The organism is Sphingopyxis sp. L1A2A, assembly GCF_005502465.1.
Taxonomy (GTDB): domain Bacteria; phylum Pseudomonadota; class Alphaproteobacteria; order Sphingomonadales; family Sphingomonadaceae; genus Sphingopyxis.
The window spans coordinates 190,657-209,412 of record NZ_SCOT01000001.1 but is presented as its reverse complement, the minus strand read 5'-3'; the positions used below and the strand labels follow the sequence as shown (position 1 = coordinate 209,412).

General features: G+C 65.6%; 20 protein-coding genes. 9 read left to right on the top strand and 11 right to left on the bottom strand.

What is annotated here, in order from left to right:
* The first annotated feature begins 117 nt into the window (after positions 1-117).
* From FFS68_RS01020 to FFS68_RS00985, 8 genes are read left to right on the top strand one after another with little or no spacing between them, the layout of a single operon-like run.
* Positions 118-882: an SDR family oxidoreductase gene (locus FFS68_RS01020; RefSeq protein ID WP_137751443.1), complete on the top strand. Its 765-nt coding sequence runs from the start codon at positions 118-120 to the stop codon at positions 880-882.
* Positions 883-895: 13 nt separating this feature from the next.
* The gene (locus FFS68_RS01015) at positions 896-1,543 is read left to right on the top strand and encodes a glutathione S-transferase family protein (RefSeq protein WP_137751442.1); all 648 of its coding nucleotides are present in this window, start codon (positions 896-898) and stop codon (positions 1,541-1,543) included.
* Between the two features lie 11 nt (positions 1,544-1,554).
* Positions 1,555-2,535, top strand: a complete 981-nt coding sequence (locus FFS68_RS01010; protein WP_137751441.1) for a thiamine pyrophosphate-dependent dehydrogenase E1 component subunit alpha — start codon at positions 1,555-1,557, stop codon at positions 2,533-2,535.
* Positions 2,532-3,524 (top strand): alpha-ketoacid dehydrogenase subunit beta, encoded by a 993-nt coding sequence (locus FFS68_RS01005; RefSeq protein WP_137751440.1) that lies wholly within the window; start codon positions 2,532-2,534, stop codon positions 3,522-3,524. The genes FFS68_RS01010 and FFS68_RS01005 overlap by 4 nt, the downstream gene beginning before the upstream one ends.
* 5 nt (positions 3,525-3,529) lie before the next feature.
* The gene (locus FFS68_RS01000; RefSeq protein ID WP_137751439.1) at positions 3,530-3,760 is read left to right on the top strand and encodes a biotin/lipoyl-containing protein; all 231 of its coding nucleotides are present in this window, start codon (positions 3,530-3,532) and stop codon (positions 3,758-3,760) included.
* Positions 3,757-4,152, top strand: a complete 396-nt coding sequence (locus FFS68_RS00995; protein WP_137751438.1) for a nuclear transport factor 2 family protein — start codon at positions 3,757-3,759, stop codon at positions 4,150-4,152. Before FFS68_RS01000 ends, FFS68_RS00995 begins: the two co-directional genes overlap by 4 nt.
* A 3-nt stretch (positions 4,153-4,155) precedes the next feature.
* The gene (locus FFS68_RS00990) at positions 4,156-5,787 is read left to right on the top strand and encodes an FAD-dependent oxidoreductase (protein ID WP_137751437.1); all 1,632 of its coding nucleotides are present in this window, start codon (positions 4,156-4,158) and stop codon (positions 5,785-5,787) included.
* A 1-nt stretch (position 5,788) separates the two neighbouring features.
* Positions 5,789-6,682 carry an NmrA family NAD(P)-binding protein gene (locus FFS68_RS00985; protein ID WP_171003694.1) on the top strand — a complete coding sequence of 298 codons (894 nt, stop codon included), beginning with the start codon at positions 5,789-5,791 and terminating at the stop codon, positions 6,680-6,682.
* Between the two features lies 1 nt (position 6,683).
* On the opposite strand, the gene FFS68_RS00980 is transcribed toward FFS68_RS00985, so the two are convergent.
* The 3 genes from FFS68_RS00980 to FFS68_RS00970 are packed head-to-tail and all read right to left on the bottom strand — an operon-like array spanning position 6,684 to position 10,152.
* Positions 6,684-7,478, bottom strand: coding sequence for a sugar phosphate isomerase/epimerase (locus tag FFS68_RS00980; RefSeq protein WP_137751435.1), 795 nt, complete (start codon positions 7,476-7,478; stop codon positions 6,684-6,686).
* Positions 7,478-8,905, bottom strand: a complete 1,428-nt coding sequence (locus FFS68_RS00975; protein ID WP_137751434.1) for an aromatic ring-hydroxylating dioxygenase subunit alpha — start codon at positions 8,903-8,905, stop codon at positions 7,478-7,480. The genes FFS68_RS00980 and FFS68_RS00975 overlap by 1 nt, the downstream gene beginning before the upstream one ends.
* A 17-nt stretch (positions 8,906-8,922) precedes the next feature.
* Complete coding sequence (locus tag FFS68_RS00970) at positions 8,923-10,152, bottom strand: aromatic ring-hydroxylating dioxygenase subunit alpha (RefSeq protein ID WP_137751433.1); 1,230 nt, start codon at positions 10,150-10,152, stop codon at positions 8,923-8,925.
* Between the two features lie 101 nt (positions 10,153-10,253).
* Between FFS68_RS00970 and FFS68_RS00965 the strand changes: the two genes are divergently transcribed.
* Positions 10,254-10,790: a VOC family protein gene (locus tag FFS68_RS00965; protein ID WP_137751432.1), complete on the top strand. Its 537-nt coding sequence runs from the start codon at positions 10,254-10,256 to the stop codon at positions 10,788-10,790.
* A gap of 164 nt (positions 10,791-10,954) precedes the next feature.
* Here FFS68_RS00965 and FFS68_RS00960 read toward each other — a convergent pair whose 3' ends face one another.
* From FFS68_RS00960 to FFS68_RS00925, 8 genes are all read right to left on the bottom strand, one after another.
* Positions 10,955-11,773 carry a helix-turn-helix transcriptional regulator gene (locus FFS68_RS00960; protein WP_137751431.1) on the bottom strand — a complete coding sequence of 273 codons (819 nt, stop codon included), beginning with the start codon at positions 11,771-11,773 and terminating at the stop codon, positions 10,955-10,957.
* A 44-nt stretch (positions 11,774-11,817) separates the two neighbouring features.
* Positions 11,818-13,026, bottom strand: coding sequence for an acyl-CoA dehydrogenase family protein (locus FFS68_RS00955; protein ID WP_137751430.1), 1,209 nt, complete (start codon positions 13,024-13,026; stop codon positions 11,818-11,820).
* A gap of 7 nt (positions 13,027-13,033) precedes the next feature.
* Complete coding sequence (locus tag FFS68_RS00950) at positions 13,034-14,182, bottom strand: thiolase family protein (RefSeq protein WP_137751429.1); 1,149 nt, start codon at positions 14,180-14,182, stop codon at positions 13,034-13,036.
* The gene (locus FFS68_RS00945) at positions 14,179-14,571 is read right to left on the bottom strand and encodes an OB-fold domain-containing protein (RefSeq protein WP_137751428.1); all 393 of its coding nucleotides are present in this window, start codon (positions 14,569-14,571) and stop codon (positions 14,179-14,181) included. Before FFS68_RS00945 ends, FFS68_RS00950 begins: the two co-directional genes overlap by 4 nt.
* The gene (locus FFS68_RS00940) at positions 14,568-15,629 is read right to left on the bottom strand and encodes an acyl-CoA dehydrogenase (RefSeq protein ID WP_137751427.1); all 1,062 of its coding nucleotides are present in this window, start codon (positions 15,627-15,629) and stop codon (positions 14,568-14,570) included. Before FFS68_RS00940 ends, FFS68_RS00945 begins: the two co-directional genes overlap by 4 nt.
* Complete coding sequence (locus FFS68_RS00935; protein ID WP_249339957.1) at positions 15,626-16,873, bottom strand: cytochrome P450; 1,248 nt, start codon at positions 16,871-16,873, stop codon at positions 15,626-15,628. Before FFS68_RS00935 ends, FFS68_RS00940 begins: the two co-directional genes overlap by 4 nt.
* Before the next feature lie 78 nt (positions 16,874-16,951).
* Positions 16,952-17,737: a ThuA domain-containing protein gene (locus tag FFS68_RS00930; protein WP_137751426.1), complete on the bottom strand. Its 786-nt coding sequence runs from the start codon at positions 17,735-17,737 to the stop codon at positions 16,952-16,954.
* Entirely contained in the window at positions 17,734-18,750 is a 1,017-nt protein-coding gene (locus FFS68_RS00925) for an NADP-dependent oxidoreductase (RefSeq protein WP_137751425.1), read from the bottom strand. The genes FFS68_RS00930 and FFS68_RS00925 overlap by 4 nt, the downstream gene beginning before the upstream one ends.
* Positions 18,751-18,756 lie beyond the last annotated feature (6 nt).

The window sequence follows — 18,756 nt, the reverse complement described above, 5'->3', positions numbered from 1 at the left end:
GGTCTACGCCGACGAACGGCGTCGGCCCGATGGACGCACTCGGCTCACATTTTTGCTGATGTCTCGCCGTCCGTCTTGCCGCTACGCTCTTCCTTAAAATAATCAGAGGAGGATGCGATGGACCTGGGTCTCAAGAGCAAAAAAGTCATCATGAATGGCGGCGCGCACGGTCTGGGGCTCGCGTCGCTCAAGATTTTTGCCGCCGAGGGCGCCGATGTCGCCTTTTTCTCGCGCGATGCCGACAAGGTGAAGGCGGCGGTCGCGGCGATCGACGCGGCGGGGCCGGGCAAGGTCCATGGCGAACAATTCGACATGACCGGCAACCCCGACGGCTATCGCGAATGGCTGGGCAAGGCGCGCGATGCGCTCGGCGGCTGCGACATCTTCATCCATACCGCCAGCTCGTCGGGGCAGGGCGCGACCGGCGACTGGCAGCGCGGGCTCGACATGGACGTCATGGGCGCGGTGCACGGGGTCGAGGTGCTGACCGAGGCGCTGGCGGCGTCGGGGTCGGGATCGATCATCTTCATGTCGTCGACCGCGGCGGTCGAAACCTTCATCGTGCCGCAGGCGTTCAACGCGCTGAAAGCGGCGCTGATCACCTATGGCTCGCAATTGAGCCAGGCGCTCGCGGCGCAGAATATCCGCGTCAACATCGTCTCGCCCGGCGCAATCTATTATCCCGGCGGCAATTGGGAGGTCATCAAGTCGGCGGTCCCGGCGCTCTATGACGCGACGCTGGCGCAAATGCCGCTGGGGCGCTTCGGCGAGGCCGAGGAGGTCGCGAAGGGCATCGTGTTCATGGCCTCGCCCGCCTGTCCCTATCTGACCGGCGCGCATCTGGTGATCGACGGCGGATTTACCAAGCGCGTCCAGTTCTGATCGGGGTCGCACCATGAAACTCTATCAATCGATCGGCCCCAATCCGCGCGTCGTGCTGATGTATCTGGCCGAGACCGGGCTTCGCGTCGACCGCCAGCTGGTCGACATCATGGCGGGCGAGAATCGACAAGGCGATTTCCGCGCCAAAAGCCCGCTCGGCCATACCCCGCTGCTCGAACTCGATGACGGACAGCGAATCGCCGAGAGCGTCGCCATCTGCGAATATTTTGACGAGACGTTGGCGGGTCACGCCCTGCTCGGTGCGACCGCGGAAGCGCGCGCGCAGACACGGATGCTGGTGCGGATCATCGACCAGCAGGCGGTGGTGCCGATGACGCTGGCATTCCGTGGCGCCGAAGGATTGCCGATGTTCCAGCCGCGGATGCTGTGCCTGCCGGATGCTGCGGGCGACCTCAAGCGTCAGGCCGCTGATGGGCTGGCGGCGATCGACCGGATCGTCGGCGCGGGGCCGTGGGCGCTCGGCGATCGGTTCAGCCTCGCCGACATCCTGCTGTTTTCGTTCGTTGAATTCGGCGCGATGGTCGGGCAGCCGCTCGACCCCGCGCTGACCAATCTGGTCGCGTGGCGCGATCGGGTCGCGGCGCGGCCGAGTGCCGCCGACAGTGCCAATCATAAACAGGGCGTGGCCGAATCCGCCTGAGGAGAGCCTGCATGACCGAACCGACGATCGACCGCGACAAGCTGCGCGACATCTACACCCGCACGATGCGCGTCGCGCGCGCCGACGAGAAATTCCGTTCGCTGCTGATGACCGGCAAGCTCGCGGTGATCTATTACACCGTGCGCGGGCAGGAATTGGTGTCCGCGGCGGCGATGGCGGCACTCAATCAGGACGATTATCTCGTCACCACCTATCGCGGCCAGCACGACCAGATCGCCAAGGGCGTGCCGCTGAACCCGCTGTTCGCCGAGATTGCGGGCAAGGTCGGCGGCACCTGCCGCGGCAAGGGCGGATCAATGCATATCACCCATCCCGAAACCGGGGTGATGGTGACCACTGGGGTCGTCGGGTCGGGGCTGCCGATCGCCAACGGTCTTGCGCTCGCATCGCAGAACCGCGGCGACGGCAAGGTGACGATGGTGTGTTTCGGCGACGGCGCGACCAACATCGGCGCCTTCCACGAGGCGATGAACATGGCGCAGCTGTGGAAGCTGCCGGTCATCTTCCTGTGCCAGAACAACCGCTACGGTGAACACACCGCCTTTGCCGATCACACGAAGGTCGATTCGATCGTCACGCGGGCCAAGGCCTATGGCATGGCCGGGGTAAAGGTCGACGGCAACGACGCGATCGCCATGTACAACACCACCAAGGCGGCGGTCGACCGCGCGCGGGCGGGCGACGGGCCGACGCTGATCGAGGCGATGTGTTACCGGATGCTCGGCCATTTCTTCGGCGCCGATTTTTCTTACATGCCGCCCGACCATCTTGCCGAAATGGCGGCCGAGGATCCGTTGCCGCGGCTGCGCCAGCTGATGCTTGATCACCAGTTCAGCGAGGCCGAGCTCGACGCGATCGTCGCCGATCTCGACGCGCAGATGGACGCGGCGGCCGAATTTGCCGCGAACAGCCCGCTGCCGGGGCCGGAGGAAATCCGCAAGGACGTCTTCGAAGAGGAGATTGCGGCATGAGCGCGCAGATCACGATGACGCAGGCGATCAACCGCGCGATCGACGAAGCGATGGCCGAGGATGAGGGCGTGATCCTGCTCGGCGAGGATGTCGCCGCGAAGCAGGGCGGCGGGGTGTTCAAAATCTCGGCGGGGCTGACCGAGAAATATGGCGAGCACCGCGTCCGCGCGACGCCGATTTCCGAAACGGCGATCGTCGGCGCGTGCGTCGGCGCGGCGCTCGCGGGCTTCCGCCCGATTGCCGAGATCATGCTGATGAATTTCGTCACCGTCGCCATGGACCAGATCGTCAATCATGCCGCGAAGCTGCGCTTCATGTCGGGCGGGCAGACGAACGTGCCGCTGGTCATCCGCACCACAACCGGGGTCGGGGTCGGTTTCGGCGGTCAGCACTCGGACATGCTCGAGGCGTGGTTCGCGCATGTCGCGGGGCTGAAAGTGGTCACGCCGTCGAACGCCGCCGACGCGCAGGGGCTGATGCGCGCCGCGATTGCGTGCAACGACCCGGTGATCTTCATCGAGAACATCCTGTGTTACGGTTTGAAATCCGACGATCCGGGGCCGGGGCACATCGTCCCGCTCGGCAAGGCCGCGGTCGCGCGCGAGGGGACCGACTGTTCGATCATCACCTATGGCCGCACCGTGCTCGACGCGCTCGAAATCGCCGAGCGGCTCGCCGGCGAAGGCATTTCGGTCGAGGTCATCGATTTGCGCACCATCGCGCCCTATGACGAGGCGACGGTGACCGCGTCGGTCGAAAAGACCGGCCGCGCGCTCGTGCTCCACGAGGCGGTCAAGCAATACGGCACCGGCGCGGAAATCGCCTCACGCTTGAACGAGAAACTGTTCGGGAAGCTGAAGGCGCCGGTCACGCGCATCGGCGGCGCCTTCTCGGCGGTACCGATGGCCAACGCGCTCGAACAGGCGTGGATTCCCAGCAAGGATGCGATCGCCGACGCGGTGCGTGCCGCGATGAACTGGAAGGGCTGACCGCCATGGCAGAAGAATTGCGCATCCCGAAAATTGGCATGTCGGCGACCGAAATGACCCTGAACGAATGGATGTTCGGCGACGGCGAGCGCGTCGAGGTCGGCGACATTCTTTATACCGTCGAAACCGACAAGACGACGGTCGAGGTTGAGGCGCAGGTCGCGGGGATCATCCGCCCGATCGGGGTCGAGGGCGAAGTTTATCCGGTCGGCACGCTGGTCGGGACGATCGAATGACGACTCCTCTCGAAGCCAGCAAGGCGATGTATGCCGCGGTCGCGAAGGGCGACTGGGACGCGGTCGCCGATTTCATGGCCGATGACCTTGTCATCTACGAGCCGACCTCGCTGCCTTATGGCGGCGAATGGCGCGGGCGCGATGCGCTGCAGCGGCTCTACGCGCATGTGATGACTTTTTGGGAAGACCCCGTCGTTCAGTGGCAGGAACTGGTCGGCGGCGAGAAATATGCTGTCGCCTTGCTCCATTTCACGGTGACCGCGAAATCGAGCGGGAAAAGGTTCGAGACGCATATCGCCGAAGTCACGGCGTTCGACGACGCCGGCAAGATGGCGTCGATGCGCATCCATTATTTCGACACCGCGCATATGGTCGAGCAACTGAAAGCGTAACACATGAGCGAAGCGCCGCATGTCATCGTCCTCGGCACCGGCGGGGCGGGTCTCACCGCCGCGATTTCTGCGCATGAGGCCGGGGCGCGTGTGTCGCTGTTCGAAAAGCACGATCAGGTCGGCGGCACCACCGCCTGGTCCGGCGGAATGATCTGGATTCCGAACAATCACCATGAAGCGACGCTGGGCGTCGAGGACAGCCGCGCCAAGGCGCTGACCTACCTGATGTCGATGTCGCATGGGCTGATGCAGCAGCATCTGGTCGAAGCCTTTCTCGACCATGGGCCGGCGATGGTGGCGTTTCTGGAAGCGAACACGCCAGTGCAGTTTCGCCCGATCCCTGAATTTCCCGACTATCATGCCGAATTTCCGGGCGGGATGCCGAACGGCGGGCGCTCGCTCGACTGCCCGCTCTACTCATTTCACGAACTGGGCGAGTGGGCCGGCAAGGTCACGCTGTCGCCCTATTATCCGATGCCCTATTTCTCGATCTACGACACCCCGCTGGGGCAGGCGAAGCCGCAGCCGCTGACGCCCGAGGAGTTGCAGCGCCGGATCGACGGCGATCTGCGCGGCAGCGGGCAGGCGCTGGTCGGTCGGCTCTTGCGCGCCTGCCTCGATCGCGGAATCGAACCGAAAACTGGCCATCGCGCGGTAAGGCTGTTGATGGATCAAGGCCGGGTGGTGGGGGCGGTCTTCGAGACCGCCGACGGCGAGATCGAAATCGCCGCCGATGCGGTGATCCTAGCGACCGGCGGGTTCGAGTGGGACAAGGATCTCCTGCGCGCCTTCCTTCGCGGCCCGATGACGCACCCGCTCAGCCCGAAGACGAATACCGGCGACGGGCTCAAGATGGCGATGCGCGTCGGCGCGATGCTCGGCAATATGCGCGAAGCCTGGTGGATGCCCGTCGCCGAGGTGCCGGAAAGCGAAAGCGCGACCGGCAAGACCCTCGTCGCGGGGCAGCGCAGCCTGCCGCATTCGATCATGGTCAACCGCGCGGGCAAGCGCTTCACCAACGAGGCGGCGAATTACAACGCGATCGGCGCGGCGTTCCACGATCAGGATGTCAGCGCGTTCGACTATGCCAATCTACCGTGCTGGCTGATTTTCGACCAGCAATATATCGACCGTTTCGGTTTCGGCATGATCAGCGGCGAGCGGGGGGTAGCGCCGCCGCAATGGGCGATGCGCGCCGAAAGTCTGCCCGAGCTTGGGGCGCGGCTCGATATTGACCCCGATGCGCTTGAAGCGACGGTCGAACGCTTCAACGGTCATTGCGCGACCGGGCGCGATCTCGATTTCGGGCGCGGCGATGCGGCGCATGACCGCTGGTGGGGCGATCCCGACGGGCGCGGTTCGACCGCCGCGACGCTGGGGCCGATCGGCAAGGGGCCGTTCTTTGCGGTCGAGATCAAGAGCGGCGCGCTCGGTACCAAGGGCGGACCGCAGACCGATACCAACGCGCAGGTGCTCAGCGTCGACGGCGCGGTGATCCCCGGCCTTTACGCCGCGGGCAATGTCATGGCCTCGGCGATGGGCATGACCTATGGCGGTCCCGGCGGGACGATCGCGCCGGGGATGGTCTTCGGCTATCTCGCCGGGCGCCACGCCGCCGGGCAGGGCGCGCGCTGAGATGCGGGTATTCGTCCTCGGCGCATCGGCCGATCAGGGCGTGCCGCTGGTGCGCGCGCTGCTCGCGGCGGGGCATCAGGTCACCGCGGGCGCGCGGCGCGTCGATGCGATGGTCACGACGCCGTTTCCCGACCTGCCGACCGTTTTTGCCGACGTCGGCGACAGCGCATCATTGACGGCGGCGTTGGACGGACAGGACGCGCTCGCGTTCCACCTGCCGTTCGAATTCGATCGCGCTCGCGCTGCCGCTTATGGGCAGGCGATTGGAACCGCGGCCAAGGCGGCGGGGGTCGGCACGATCGTCTTCAACACCGCCTGCTTCGTCGCCGACCATGACCTCGGCCTGTCGGCGCACGACGGGCGGCGCGACATCGAGGCCGCTTTGCAGGCGAGCGGCGCGCGCTGCTGCTTCGTCGAGCCGGTCGTGTTCATGGACAATATGATCCGCGTATGGAGCAAGCCGTCGATCGCGCAGCGCGGCATTTTCGCCTATCCCGCGACACCGACGCTCAAGATCAACTGGGTGTGCCTCGACGATGTCGCCGCGGCGATGGTCGCGGCGCTCGAACAGCCGGACGCGCCGCTGCACCTGCCGCTCGGCGGGCCCGAAACATTGGTCGGCGATCAGGTCGCCGAGCGCCTGTCGGAAGCACTCGGCCGCCCGATCCGCTTTCTCAGCCTGGCGCCGGGCGAATTCGCGGCGCGCATGAGCGAGCTGGTCACCGGTTCGCGCGAAATCCAGCCGCACAGCATCTATGACGGCATGGCCAAATTCTATTCCTGGTACAACGACCAGCTGGTGTCGCCGCTGATCGTCGATCCGGCGCCCGCGGCGCGGCTGGGGCTGACCGCTACGCCGCTCGTCGAATGGGCCAAGCGGCAGGATTGGGTTTAGGCTAGCGTAGCCAGCGCTGCGTCGCATCCAGCAGCGCTCGCGCGCGCTGGGTGGGATCGGGATAGCTCTCGCGCAGCGCGGCGCTGCGTAGTTCAACGCTCAGCGGCGTATCATGTGGCAACACCGCCAACAATTCGGCGAGCGGCAGCGCGCCGTCGCCGGGCATCAGCCGCAGGTCGAGCGCTTCGTGGATGATCGCGGGGACGTCGCTCGGCGGCGGGCCGCGCGCCGGGGCGTCGCAGAATTGCGCATAGGGAAAGCGGCGCGGGTTGATCGCCGCGAGATCGGCGGGCGCGCCGCCGGTTCGCGCGAGGTGGAGCGGATCGATTAACAGACCGACGTCTTCGCATCCTGCCGTATCGAGAATGACCAGCGCTGCTTGAACATTGCCGACCGTCGTAAACGCCGCAAGCTCCAGGCAGACGCGTATTCCCGCCGCCGCTGCATGGTCGCTCAGCCGCGCCAGCTTTGCTGCCGTCTGCGCGGGATTGGGTTCGGAACTCACCACCAGCACATTGCGCGCGCCGATCGCTGCCCCCGCATCGATCGCGGCGAAATGCGCCGGATCGTCGGGACCGGGTTTCAGCCAAATGACCTCGATGTCGAGCACCACCAGCCCGGCGTCGGCAACCCGGTCGCGGATCTCGATCGTCGTGGCCGGAGTCCATGTCGCGGGGTCGTACCAGATCCCCACTGCAGACCAGCCGCTTTTCGCCGCCGCCGCCACGGTCTGTCCCGGCGAAAATTCGGGCATCACCCCCGCCGCGAGCGAGAGCAGGGGGGAGGGAGCCACCATCAGGCGGGCAGCGTCCCGTCCATATATTTTTCCAGCGTGCGGTGGAAATGGCGGATGCGGCTTTCCTGATAATGGCCGAGTTCGAGCACGCCGTTCGGCGACGACTTCATGCCCTCCTGCACATAGGGCAGGTTTTCCATGTCCTGATCGAACACCCCGGCGAGCGCGGCGCCGATCAGATGGCTGGCGCTGGCGAAGGGCTGGTCATCGGGGATCAGGTGCATCGGCGCCGATTTGGGCGGCTTTTCTCCCTTCGGCGTGCGCATCAATATGCGGACTTCCATCAGGCAATGGTCGGCGTCACCCCATGGCCGCCAGCGATAGACGATGTTCGGCACCAGCCCGCCCCATGGCGACCAGTTGGGAAAGACGTTGTAAGTGAAATTGTCGAGCATCTCGCTGTCGGTCGCGTCCGAATAATCATGTCCGTTCATCGCCGCAAAGGCGTCGCGGTTCGCCTGCGCCAGCACCTTGCGCGCCAGCATCGGATCGTCGGCGTCAAAACCCTTCAGGTCGGCGGGATCGCCCGTCGCGCGGCGCGCCCGGCTGTCTCCGGCGCCGATGAAATCCTCCAGCGATTTCAGGACATAGAATTGATCCTTGCCCTTGATATGCGGCGACATCGCGCCCGCCGGGGTGATCGCGCGATTGAGGAAATCGCCGTAGAGGTCGTAGCGGGTGTTCGCGTCGGCGGTGAAGCCCAGGATCTGCGGGTGGGTGACAATGCTGTGCCACGCCTCCATGAACGCTTCGGATACGGCCTTCCAATTGGCGGGGATGACGCGGCCGACCCATGCGCCGGTATAGCATTCGTCGAGCCGCCAATTGTCATAATGTTCGACGCCGGGGCCGACCCAGTCGCGAAAACTGGGGAGGTCGTGATTTTCAGTGACGAGGATGAACCCCTGCCAGCGCTCGACGCGCAATTCGGGCAGGCTCATGTCCTTGGCCTCGAGATGTTTGAAGTCCCACGCGCACGGCGCTTCCTTGAAGCTTCCGTCGTGGTTCCATTGGAAACCGTGGAAGGGGCAGCGCAGATTGACCGCGCGCCCGCTTTCGGTACGCAGCTTGCGCCCGCGGTGTAGGCAGACGTTATAGAAGGCCTTGACCGACAGATCCTTCTGGCGGACGAGCAGGAGGCTTTTTTCGTTGATGTCATAAACGACGGTGTCGCCCGGCTCGGGCATATCCTCTTCGCGCGCTGCATATTGCCAGATGTTCGGCCACATCTTCTCGCGCTCGAGCTTGGCCCAATCCTCGCTGACATAGCGCGCGATCGGGATCGGCGCGTCTCCCATATCCTGGTTCGATTCGGCGAACAGATAATCGGGGACGCGGCGCGTATCGGCCTTCAGCATGTCGGTATAGCTGGTCCCGGGGCAACGATCGTCGCGATCAGCAGCTTGGGGAGAACTCAGGTCGTTCATCGATGCACTCCGGATGGTCAGGCAAGCTGGTCGAGCGGCATGCCGCACACGGCGGCGATCGCGCGGTGGACGCCGTGGAGGGCGGGTTCGTTCGCACCGAGCACGACGCGGAAGTCGTCGGGGGCGGTCAGGAGATTCGCATAGCCGTTCGATGCCACGCGATAATCCTCGGTCTGCACCACGGTCGCGGTGGCGTCATAGGCCATCTCGCACATGGCGCGATGCTCGTCGCCCTCGACGCCGAACGGGGCATAGACCCCGAACTGGCAGAACATCTTGCCCGGCCCGTCGGGAAACAGGCGGAAAACCTGGGTGAAATAGACCCCGGGGGTGACCGCGCCAAAGAAGATCACCGTGTTGGGGAACAGAAAATGCACCCCGCCATATTCGGTCTCGGGCCACTCGCTCTCGTCCTTGCCGACCAGATCGCCGATCGACAGGTCGGGAAAGCTGACGCGGTGATGGCGCCCGATCGGTTCATAGACATTGCGGTCGCTGTAATGCGTCTGGCCGATCGTGGTGTTGTGGAGCATCTTGAAATGATAGCCCTCGCCATAGGTATCGAGCGCAAATTTCCAGTTCGAATCCGCCGTCAGGATGCCCTTTTTGACCGGTTCGGCGCGGTGCAGTTCGAGCTGCGCCAGCACCGGCCCGAAATCGCCGAGATGCGCCGCGGCATCGATCGGTTCGCCGCCCGGATCGGCGCGGACAAAGATCAGACCAAGATGTTCGGTGCAGGGCAGCGCGATCAGATTGCGCGCCCCAATCTCGCAATTGGCGAAGCCTTCCTTGCCCGGCTGGCCGACGAGGTCACCGGCGGGATCGAAGGTCCAGGCGTGGAACGGGCAGACGAGCCGCGGCCGCGGGCCGCTCCAGGGTTCGTTTTCTTCGACCAGCTTGGCGCCGCGGTGGGTGCACATGTTGAGGAAGGCGCGCGCGACGCCGTCCTTGCCGCGCGCGACCAGGATCGAGGGACCGACCGAATCGAAGACCAACGTGTCGCCGGGCTTGGGAATGTCACCGCTCAGCCCTGCGACGATTGGTTCACCCCGAAAAATATGCGCCATCTCGGCCGCGTTGCGCGCTTCGCCGGTGTAGACGGATTTGTGCAGCGGCAACGGCGCTTCGGCCATGTCGGTGCGGTTTTCGGCAATGATCGCCACCAGCTTGCGCAATCCGGTGCGCGCATTGCGCTTGCGGACGGCGGGCCAATCCTTGTGGGCGATCTGCGGATCGGACTCAGCCATGGCTCTCCTCACATTTTGCCCAGTATGCTTCCGGGTCTCGGCTATCTTATCGCACAAAGCCCGGCGCTTGTGCGCTATCGCTTTTGAGGGGGAGAGATCCGATGGCCGGACCCGATACACTCGCGTCGCTGGGCGATGTCATGCAGCTGGCCTTTGTGCCGGCGGATTTCGATGCGGCGGTGAAGCATTGGACCGAAGTGATCGGCGCGGGGCCGTTTTTCCTGCTGCCGAACGTCTCGCTGCCCGGCGGGCGCTATCGCGGCGGCCCGAGCGATCCGCTGTTCACGATGGCGCTCGGCTATTGGGGCGAGATGCAGATCGAGTTGATTCGCCCGGAAAATGACGCGGCGTCGATCTATCGCGGCGACTATGGCGTCACCGACGTGCTGCACCATGTGTGCGTGCTGGTCGATTCGATCGCCGAAGCGCGGGCGCGCTGCGGCGAGGTCGGCGCCGAGATTATCTTTGAGGCGCCGGTCGGCGAGTCGGGTGGGGTCATTTATGCCGATCCGGGGACGGGGCCGGGCACGCTGGTCGAGCTGCTGGAACCGCAGGCGGGGACGCGCGAGCTGTTCGCGATGATGCGCGCGGCGGCAAAGGGCTGGGATGGCAGCGCGCCGCTGCGGTCGCTGGGATAGGAGGCGACGTAATTCGTTCCTCCCTGTGGCGAAGCCATGGGGAGGGGGACCGTTCGCGAAGCGAATGGTGGAGGGGCGGCGACGTTGGTGCCAAAGCCCCTCCGTCAGCGCTGCGCGCTGCCACCTCCCCATCGCTGCGCGACAGGGAGGAATTTCTGCTGACCTTAACTATTCGCGCCCAGATAGCCCAATTGCCCGGCCTTGAAGATCGTCTGCGCGCGGTTGACCGAGTTCAGCTTTTCGCCCGCGCGGTGGACATGATAGCGCACTGTCGCGTGGCTGAGCGAGATGATCATGCCGATCTCGCGGTCGGTCTTGCCGATCGCCGCCCAGCGCAGACATTCGACCTCGCGCTTTGACAATTCGCAGTCCGAAGGAATCCGGCGCTTGGTTCGCATCGCCGACGCATAGCCGGCGATGAAGCGGCGGGTGGCGAGGCCCAGCGTGTCGCCGATTTCGGCGAACAGATCGGTCAGGTCGACGACGTCGGGGTCGTTCGGATGAAAACTGTTGGCGGAAATCTGGCCAAAAGGCAGGTGCACCGGAACGACAATCGCCGCCTGATAGCGTTGATTGGCGGCGAAATAGCGTGCCGGGTCGATGTCGTCGAGATAGGGGTTGGGCTGCGCGGTGCGGAATCCCTCGCTGTTGCACCAGAAGGGTTCGCCTTCATAGCGGCACGACCGCGGCAGCGGCGAATGGAGCGCCAGCCGATGGTCTTCCCACCAGCGCTCGCCGTCGCCAAGCCAGCCGAACAGGTCGGCGGCGAGCACCGCGCCGTCGGCGTCCACCATCGTTTCTTTGGAAGCAATATCGTCGCACAGCGCGGCGCGCAGATCAAAGGCGGCGGCATAGTCGCGCAGCACGACGGCGGCGTCGTGGATGTCCTCCACGTGGCGCACCGTGACCGCATCGACAAGGTTCCTGGCATCCAGCGGCGGCCGGAACCCGTCGTCGGGCAGTTTGACTGCCTTTTCTCCCATATCGGGAACTATCTCATACGGGCCCGGCAGGCGCAATGCGTGTGTCATAATCTCAGCACCGTCTTGGCTATGATGTTTTTCTGGACTTCGCTCGACCCGCCGAACACCGTCCAGGCGCGGCTGTTGAGGAAGCGGGCGGCGGCAATCTGGGCATCGGGATCGCCGATCGGCGGCGGCGCCGCATTGCCGTAGAGCGGCCGCACGGTCGGCAGTTGCAGGCCGTCATAGCCGTGAAGGTCCATCGCGATGCGATCGATCCGCTGATGCAATTCGGACGCGATCAGCTTGACCAGCGAGGTTTGCGGCCCGGCGGGGCGACCCCTGGCGATGTCGGCGAGGATGCGCAGCTCGGTGGTTTCGAGCGCTTCAGCCTCGAGCCGCAGCCGGGCAATGTCGGTCGCGGTCTGGACATCGGCCCCCAGCGCGCCATTGTGGCCGCTGGGCGCGATGCCGGCCGTCATTTCGAGTTCGTCGATGGCGCGGATCAGCCGCGGTGCGTGAAACGATCCGCCGCGCTCGTTTTCGAGCAGGAATTTGGCGATCGTCCAGCCCTGGCCTTCGTCGCCGATGCGATTATCGACCGCGGTGCGGGCGCCGTCGAGGAACACCTGATTGACCTCATGGTCACCCGCCATGGTGATGATCGGGGTGACGGTGACCCCCGGCTGGTCCATCGGGATCAACAGGAAGCTGATCCCCGCCTGTTTGCGGACCTCGCCGTCGGTGCGGACGAGGCAGAAAATCCAGTTGGCGTGGTGGGCGTGGGTCGTCCAGATTTTCGAGCCGTCGACGATATAGTCGTCGCCGTCACGCCGCGCCCTGGTGCGCAGCGACGCGAGGTCGGAGCCGCTTTGAGGTTCGCTATAGCCCTGACACCAATAATCGGTCCCGGCGCGGATCGCGGGCAGGAAGCGGTCCTTTTGTTCCTGGGTACCAAAGGCGCAGATCACCGGACCAACGAGGCGCAGCCCGAGCACCGACAAGGCGGGCGCCCCGGCGATCGCGCATTCCTTTTCAAAGATATAGCGCTGCATCGGCGTCCAGCCGGTGCCGCCGCAATCCTCAGGCCAGTGATAGGCGACCCAGCCCTTGTCGTTGAGGATGCGGTGCCAGACGAGGCCGATGTCGGGTTCGACGAACACGCCGGGAGTGCGCCGCGCGCCGTCGCGGACATAATCGGGTAACGACGTGCGGAGGAACTCCCGCACCTCCTCGCGAAATTCCAGTTCGTCCTTGGTAAGGTCTAAATCCATAGTTCTACTAACGCTCGAGGATCGCCACTGCCGACAGGCCGGGGGCGCCATAGACATGCGAATAACCGACCTTGGGGCCGTTCGGCACCTGCCGCTCGCCGCCGCGACCGCGCAGTTGCACCGTGTTTTCATAGACCTGCCGCAGGCCCGAGGCGCCGATCGGCTCGCCGCACGCCAGGCAGCCGCCGTCGGTGTTGATCGGCATTTTCCCACCGATCTCGCTCCAGCCCTCGGCAAGCCATTGCTCCTGCTCGCCGTCGGCGCAAAAGCCGTTTTCGGCCATGTGCATGATTTCGGCGCCGCTTTCGGTGTCCTGCAATTGCGCGACCGACACGTCTTCAGGACCGATACCCGCCATTTCGAACGCGGCGCGGCTCGCGACCTCGGTCGGCTTGCCGCCGCCGCCCACGCTGATCGACGGCGCGAACACCTCGAACGATCCCTCGGGGCGGGTGCGGAAGGCGACGCTGGCGATGCGCACCGCGTCGGACCCCAGTTCGCGCACCTTTTTGGCCGATGCCAGCACCAGCGCGACCGCGCCCTCGGCGGGCGAACAGAACATATATTTGGTCAGCGGATCGTTGACCATCGGCGCGTTCAATATCGTGTCGAGGTCGACCGGCGAGCGCCGCCAGGCATGATCGCAGAGCGTGCCGTTGCGAAACGCCTTTTCGGCGACCAGCCCCAGCGTGCGGCGGCTGATCCCGTGCAGCGCCATGTAACGCTGGATCTTGAGCGCGAAGAATTGCGTCGTCAGCATCATCCCCGTCTCACCATACCATTCGGGCAGGCCATAGTCCGATGGCTTGGCGTTGAACGCGCCGCGTGGATGCTTGTCAAAGCCGACCGCGAGCGCGATGTCGCACGCCCCCGCCGCAATCGCATTGCGCGCGGCGGTCAGCGCGCTGCCCCCGGTCGCGCAGCCGTTGGCGACATTGATGAAGGGGACGCTCGTCAGCCCCAATTCGTTGACCATGATGTCGGCCGACCCTGCCGCCGCCGATCCGCCATAGGCAAATTCGACGTCGGGCCAGGCGATCCCGGCATCGGTCAGCGCCTGACGCACCGCGACGACGCCCTGATCGCGCCCCGACCGCCCGTCGGTGCGGCCAAAGGGGTGGATCCCGGCGCCGATGATATAGACGTCGTCGGTCATGGCTGGCGCTCCGGCCGAAAGGCATAGGTCGATCGCTCAGCGTCGAAGGCGACGACGGCAAAGATCATCGGCATCCCGATGGTCAGGTCGGCGGGCGCGGCATCGACGATGCGCGTTTCGACGATGACTTCGCCGGGCAGTTCGACATAGCCGATGAGGAAGGGTTGGAAGGGCTGCGGGCCGCTATAGGGTTCCTTGGGCTCAAAACCTTGCGTGGTCCACGACCATAGCGTGCCGCGGCGCGCGAGGGCGACCGGTTCGACCAGTGCGGCGGCGTCGCCGTCGGGCATCGGAAAGACAATCTCGCCGTCCGCGCGGCGCGCGCCGATCAGCCGGGGTTCGGCCTCGTCGGTCCACAGCCCGGGCGCGATCGGGGTGAGCGCGCTCATGCCGCCCTCGCATAGCTGCGCAGGCAATGCGTCTGGTCGCCGAAAATCTTGTCGAGCAGCATCACGCGCTTCAGCGCATGGCCGATCACCAGTTCGTCGGTTTGCCCCATGCCGCCGTGCATCTGCACCGCCTCCAGCCCGATCCGCGTCGCCGCTTCGCCGACATAGGCCTTGGCGCCCGCGGTGATCCGCGGCCAATCGGTATCGTCGGTCGTCGGGTCCTGCATCGCGGTGCGCAGGACCATCGAGCGCGCCAGTTCGAGCGCCGCATAACATTCGACCAGCCGGTGCTGGAGCGCCTGAAAGGTTCCGATCGCGGCGCCGAACTGCTCGCGCTCGCGGGTGTAGGCGAGCGTGTCGTCGAACATCCGCTGCGCCAGCCCCAGCATTTCGGCGGCGGCGAGCAGGCGCCCATCGCCGATCACGCGATCGAACTTCGCCGCGGGCAGGTCGAGCAACTCGGCGGGCGTGCGATGCAGGTCGAGCGTCGCGGCGTTCGATCCGTCGATCACCGGATAGTCCTGCAACACCACGCCGGCGGCGTTGTGCGCGACCGTCGCGAGCTGGTTTCCGGCGAGGGTGACCAGGAGCGTATCAGCAAGCGATGCGCCAAGGACAAAGGTTTTGCTGCCGATGATCCGGCCGCCCTCGACGCGTGTCGCGACCGCTGCGGTTTCGTAGCGGCGGCCGGGTTCGGCAAAGGCGACCGCGGCGAAGCGCGCCCCGGTCAGCAAATCTTCGACCAGCGCGTCCTCGCCCGCCGCCGCGGCCAGCCGGATCGGCAGCACGCCGTTTTCGAGCCAGGGATCAATCGCCACGCCTTTGCCGAGCGCCTCGGCGACGAGTGCAAGGTCGACCATCGTCCCGCCCATGCCACCCATTGCCTCGGGCGCGGCGAGCGCGAGCAGGCCAAGGTCGGCGCCCTCCTGCCAGCGCGCGCGTGAATAGCCGCCTGCGGATTTGCGCATCGCGTGGCGCGCGGCGATGTCGATCGGCCCCAGAAAGCGTCCGATCGATTCGCGCGCGAGGTGCTGGCCTTCGTCGAGGTCGAAATTCATGGGCGCCGCCGGTAGGTGATCGGCAGGGTGGTCAGCCCGCGCAGCAACATGTTCGGCGGCCAGCTCGGCGCATGGCCGTCGGCGACGGCAAAATCGGTCAGCCGGGTCAGCAATTCGGTGTAGGCGACCGCCATTTCCTTGCGGCTCAGCATATTGCCGACGCACATATGGATGCCCTTGCCGAACGCGAGGTGGCTGCGCGCATTGGTCCGTTCGATATCGAAACGGTCGGGGTCGGGATATTTGGCGGGGTCGCGGTTCGCCGCGGCATAGCGCAGCTGGACCATCGCGCCCTGCGGGATTTTGATCCCGCCGAGTTCGGCGTCCTGCCGCACCATTCGCCACATGCCCGCGGTCGGGCTTTCGGTGCGCAGCACTTCTTCGACCAGATTGATGATCGCGCGCTCATTGCCCGCGTCGGCGGCGGCGACCGCCTTCGCCATCTGGGCGGGGTTGTCGATCAGCTGGAGCAGGCCTCCGGCCAGCGCCGAGGTCGTCGTCTCGTTCCCCGCCACCATCAGCTGCTGCATGATCGACAGGATCTCGGCATCCTCGAGCGGGCGTTCGCCGTCGACCGCGGCATGGACAAGGTCGGAGAGCAGGTCTTCGGTCGGGTTGGCGCGGCGTTCGTCGATCCGGGCTTTGACGAAATGCTGGAACTCGACGACCTCGCGCGCACATTCGAGCTCGCGCTCCTTGGCGATCATCCGGCCCAGCCGGTCGACGAAGGCGTCGGACCAGCGCTTCACCTTGCCCAGATCGTCGCCGGTCATGCCGATCTGGCTGGCGATCATCGCGACGGGCAAGGGGATCGCGAAATCGGTGACGAAATCGCAGCTTGGCCGGGCGGCCATCTGTTCGACCAGATCGACGACCACACCGCGCATATCCTCCTCGATCGCGGCGACGCGCTTCATCGAGAAGGCGAGGTTGACGAGCTTGCGGAAGCGGGTGTGGGTCGGCGGATCGGCGGTGAGCAGCGTATCGACCTGCGGCCAGCCCTGGGCGAGGATCGCCGCGACGTCACCATCTTCGGCCATCGCCCCCGACAGCGTGCCCTGAAAATTGTTCGAGAAGGTTTCGACGTCGCCGGTCGCCTGCGCGCAATGTTCGTAGGACAGGACGAGGAACATGCTGTCCGACAGCTGGACCACCGGGCTTTTGGGCAGCCAGGTGCGATAATAGTCGAACGGGTCCGCAATCACCTGCGGTTCGAAAAAACTGCTTGCTGCGATGTCGTTCACGCGGCGCCTCTTCCCTTGGTCTTATCTTTATGCCCCTGACTATATGCGCGCCGTTGTGGCAGGCGATGCACAATTTCGTTAGGCGACGAGGGCCGCCGCGACATGGTCGAGCGCGTTGCGGAGCAGGCGGCGGAGGTGGGGATTGGCGTAAGCGGCGGGGCCGTCGCCGGGCTGGAGATAGACGAGACGGCCCGCGCCGACGGGCTTTTCCCATCCGATCAGGTCGCTGCCGGGCGGATGCGGCCAGTCGGCATTGCTGAACATCCGCCCCGCGACCGCCTGCGCCGCCGAATAGAAATTCTCGCGCACGAAAACATGATCGGCGCGCAGCAGCGGGGTGACGTCGCCCCACCGCGGCGCCAGATACAGCTCGTCGCACAGCGCAAAACGCGGCGGCAGTCCGGCGGTCACCGGGTGGCCGGGGTCGAGGACCATGGCGTCGTAAGCGACATCGTGGCGATAGCCCGAATCGAGATGCCGGGCGCCGCCAACGGTGCCCGGCTGGTAGAGGAAGCGGCCGCCGAGCATGTCGGCCCATTCGGGCCATTCGGCCCAACCCGCGATGGCATGGTGCATCGCGACCGCGCCGCCGCCGCGCGCGAAATAGCCGGTGATGGCGCGGCGATAGGCCGGGGACGGGACACGCGATGTCATCGTGCCGCCGCCGAATTCATAGCCCGGCATGTCATAGAAAAGGATCGCGTCGGCTTCGCGCGCGGCCCCCGCGGCGACCGCTTCCTCGGCCTCGGGGTGGATCCGATGGGTGACCGTCCAGCCATCGAAACTGGCGAGCAGATCGGCGAACGGCGCGGCCTCATAGGGATGACCGTCCGACAGGACGAGCAGGCGGCGCGCGCCCGTCATGCGATCTTCAGGATCATCTTGCCCTGGTTGCTGCCCGAAAACAGCCGCATGAAGGCATCGAAGCTGTTCTCGATCCCCGCATCGACATGCTCGTCGGCGACCAGTTTGCCCGCTTGCAGCCACGCCGCCATCTCGGCGCCGCCCTCGGCGAAGCGCGGGATATAATCGGCCACCAGCAGCCCGCGGATCGCGGCGCGGTGGACGATCAGCTGCCAGATGTTGCGCGCGCCGACCTTTTCGACCGAATTATATTCGCTGATCAGTCCGCACAGCCCGATCCGCGCGCCGTGGCGCAGGTTCATCAACCCGGCGTCGAGGATGTCGCCGCCGACATTTTCAAAGATGATATCGACCCCATCGGGCGCTTCGGCGCGGATCGCCGCGGTCAGCGCGCCCATATCCTTGCCGCGATAGTCGATCGCCGCGTCGAAGCCGTAACGCTCGATCAGCCGCGCACATTTCTCGGCGCCGCCGGCGATGCCGATGACCTTGCTCGCGCCCTTGATCTTCGCAATCTGGCCGACGAGCGAACCGACCGCACCCGCCGCGCCGGTGATCAGCACGACATCGCCGCCTTTGGGCTCGCACACCTCGATATAACCGAAATAGGCGGTCATCCCGACCGCGCCGAGCACCGACAGATAGTTGGTGACCGACGGCACGAGGCTCGCATCGATCGGCTGGGTAAAGCCGCCGACGGTGCCGATCGAATAATCCTCGATGCCGTTGAGGCCCATCACCCATTGGCCGGGTTCGAATCCTTCGGCCTTGCTCGCCTCGACAACCCCGACGGTCGACGCGCGCACCGGGGTGCCGAGCGGAATCGGCGGCATGTAGCTCGGCGCATCGTCCATCCAGCCGCGGATCGCGGGGTCGAGCGAGGCATAATGGTTGCGGATCAGGAATTGTCCGTCGGCAAGCTCGGGCGTGGGTTCGCTGACCAGATCGAAATCGTCGCGCACCGGTTCCCCGTCGGGGCGGCGGATCAACAGAAAACGGCGGTTGTCGGGCATGAAAAC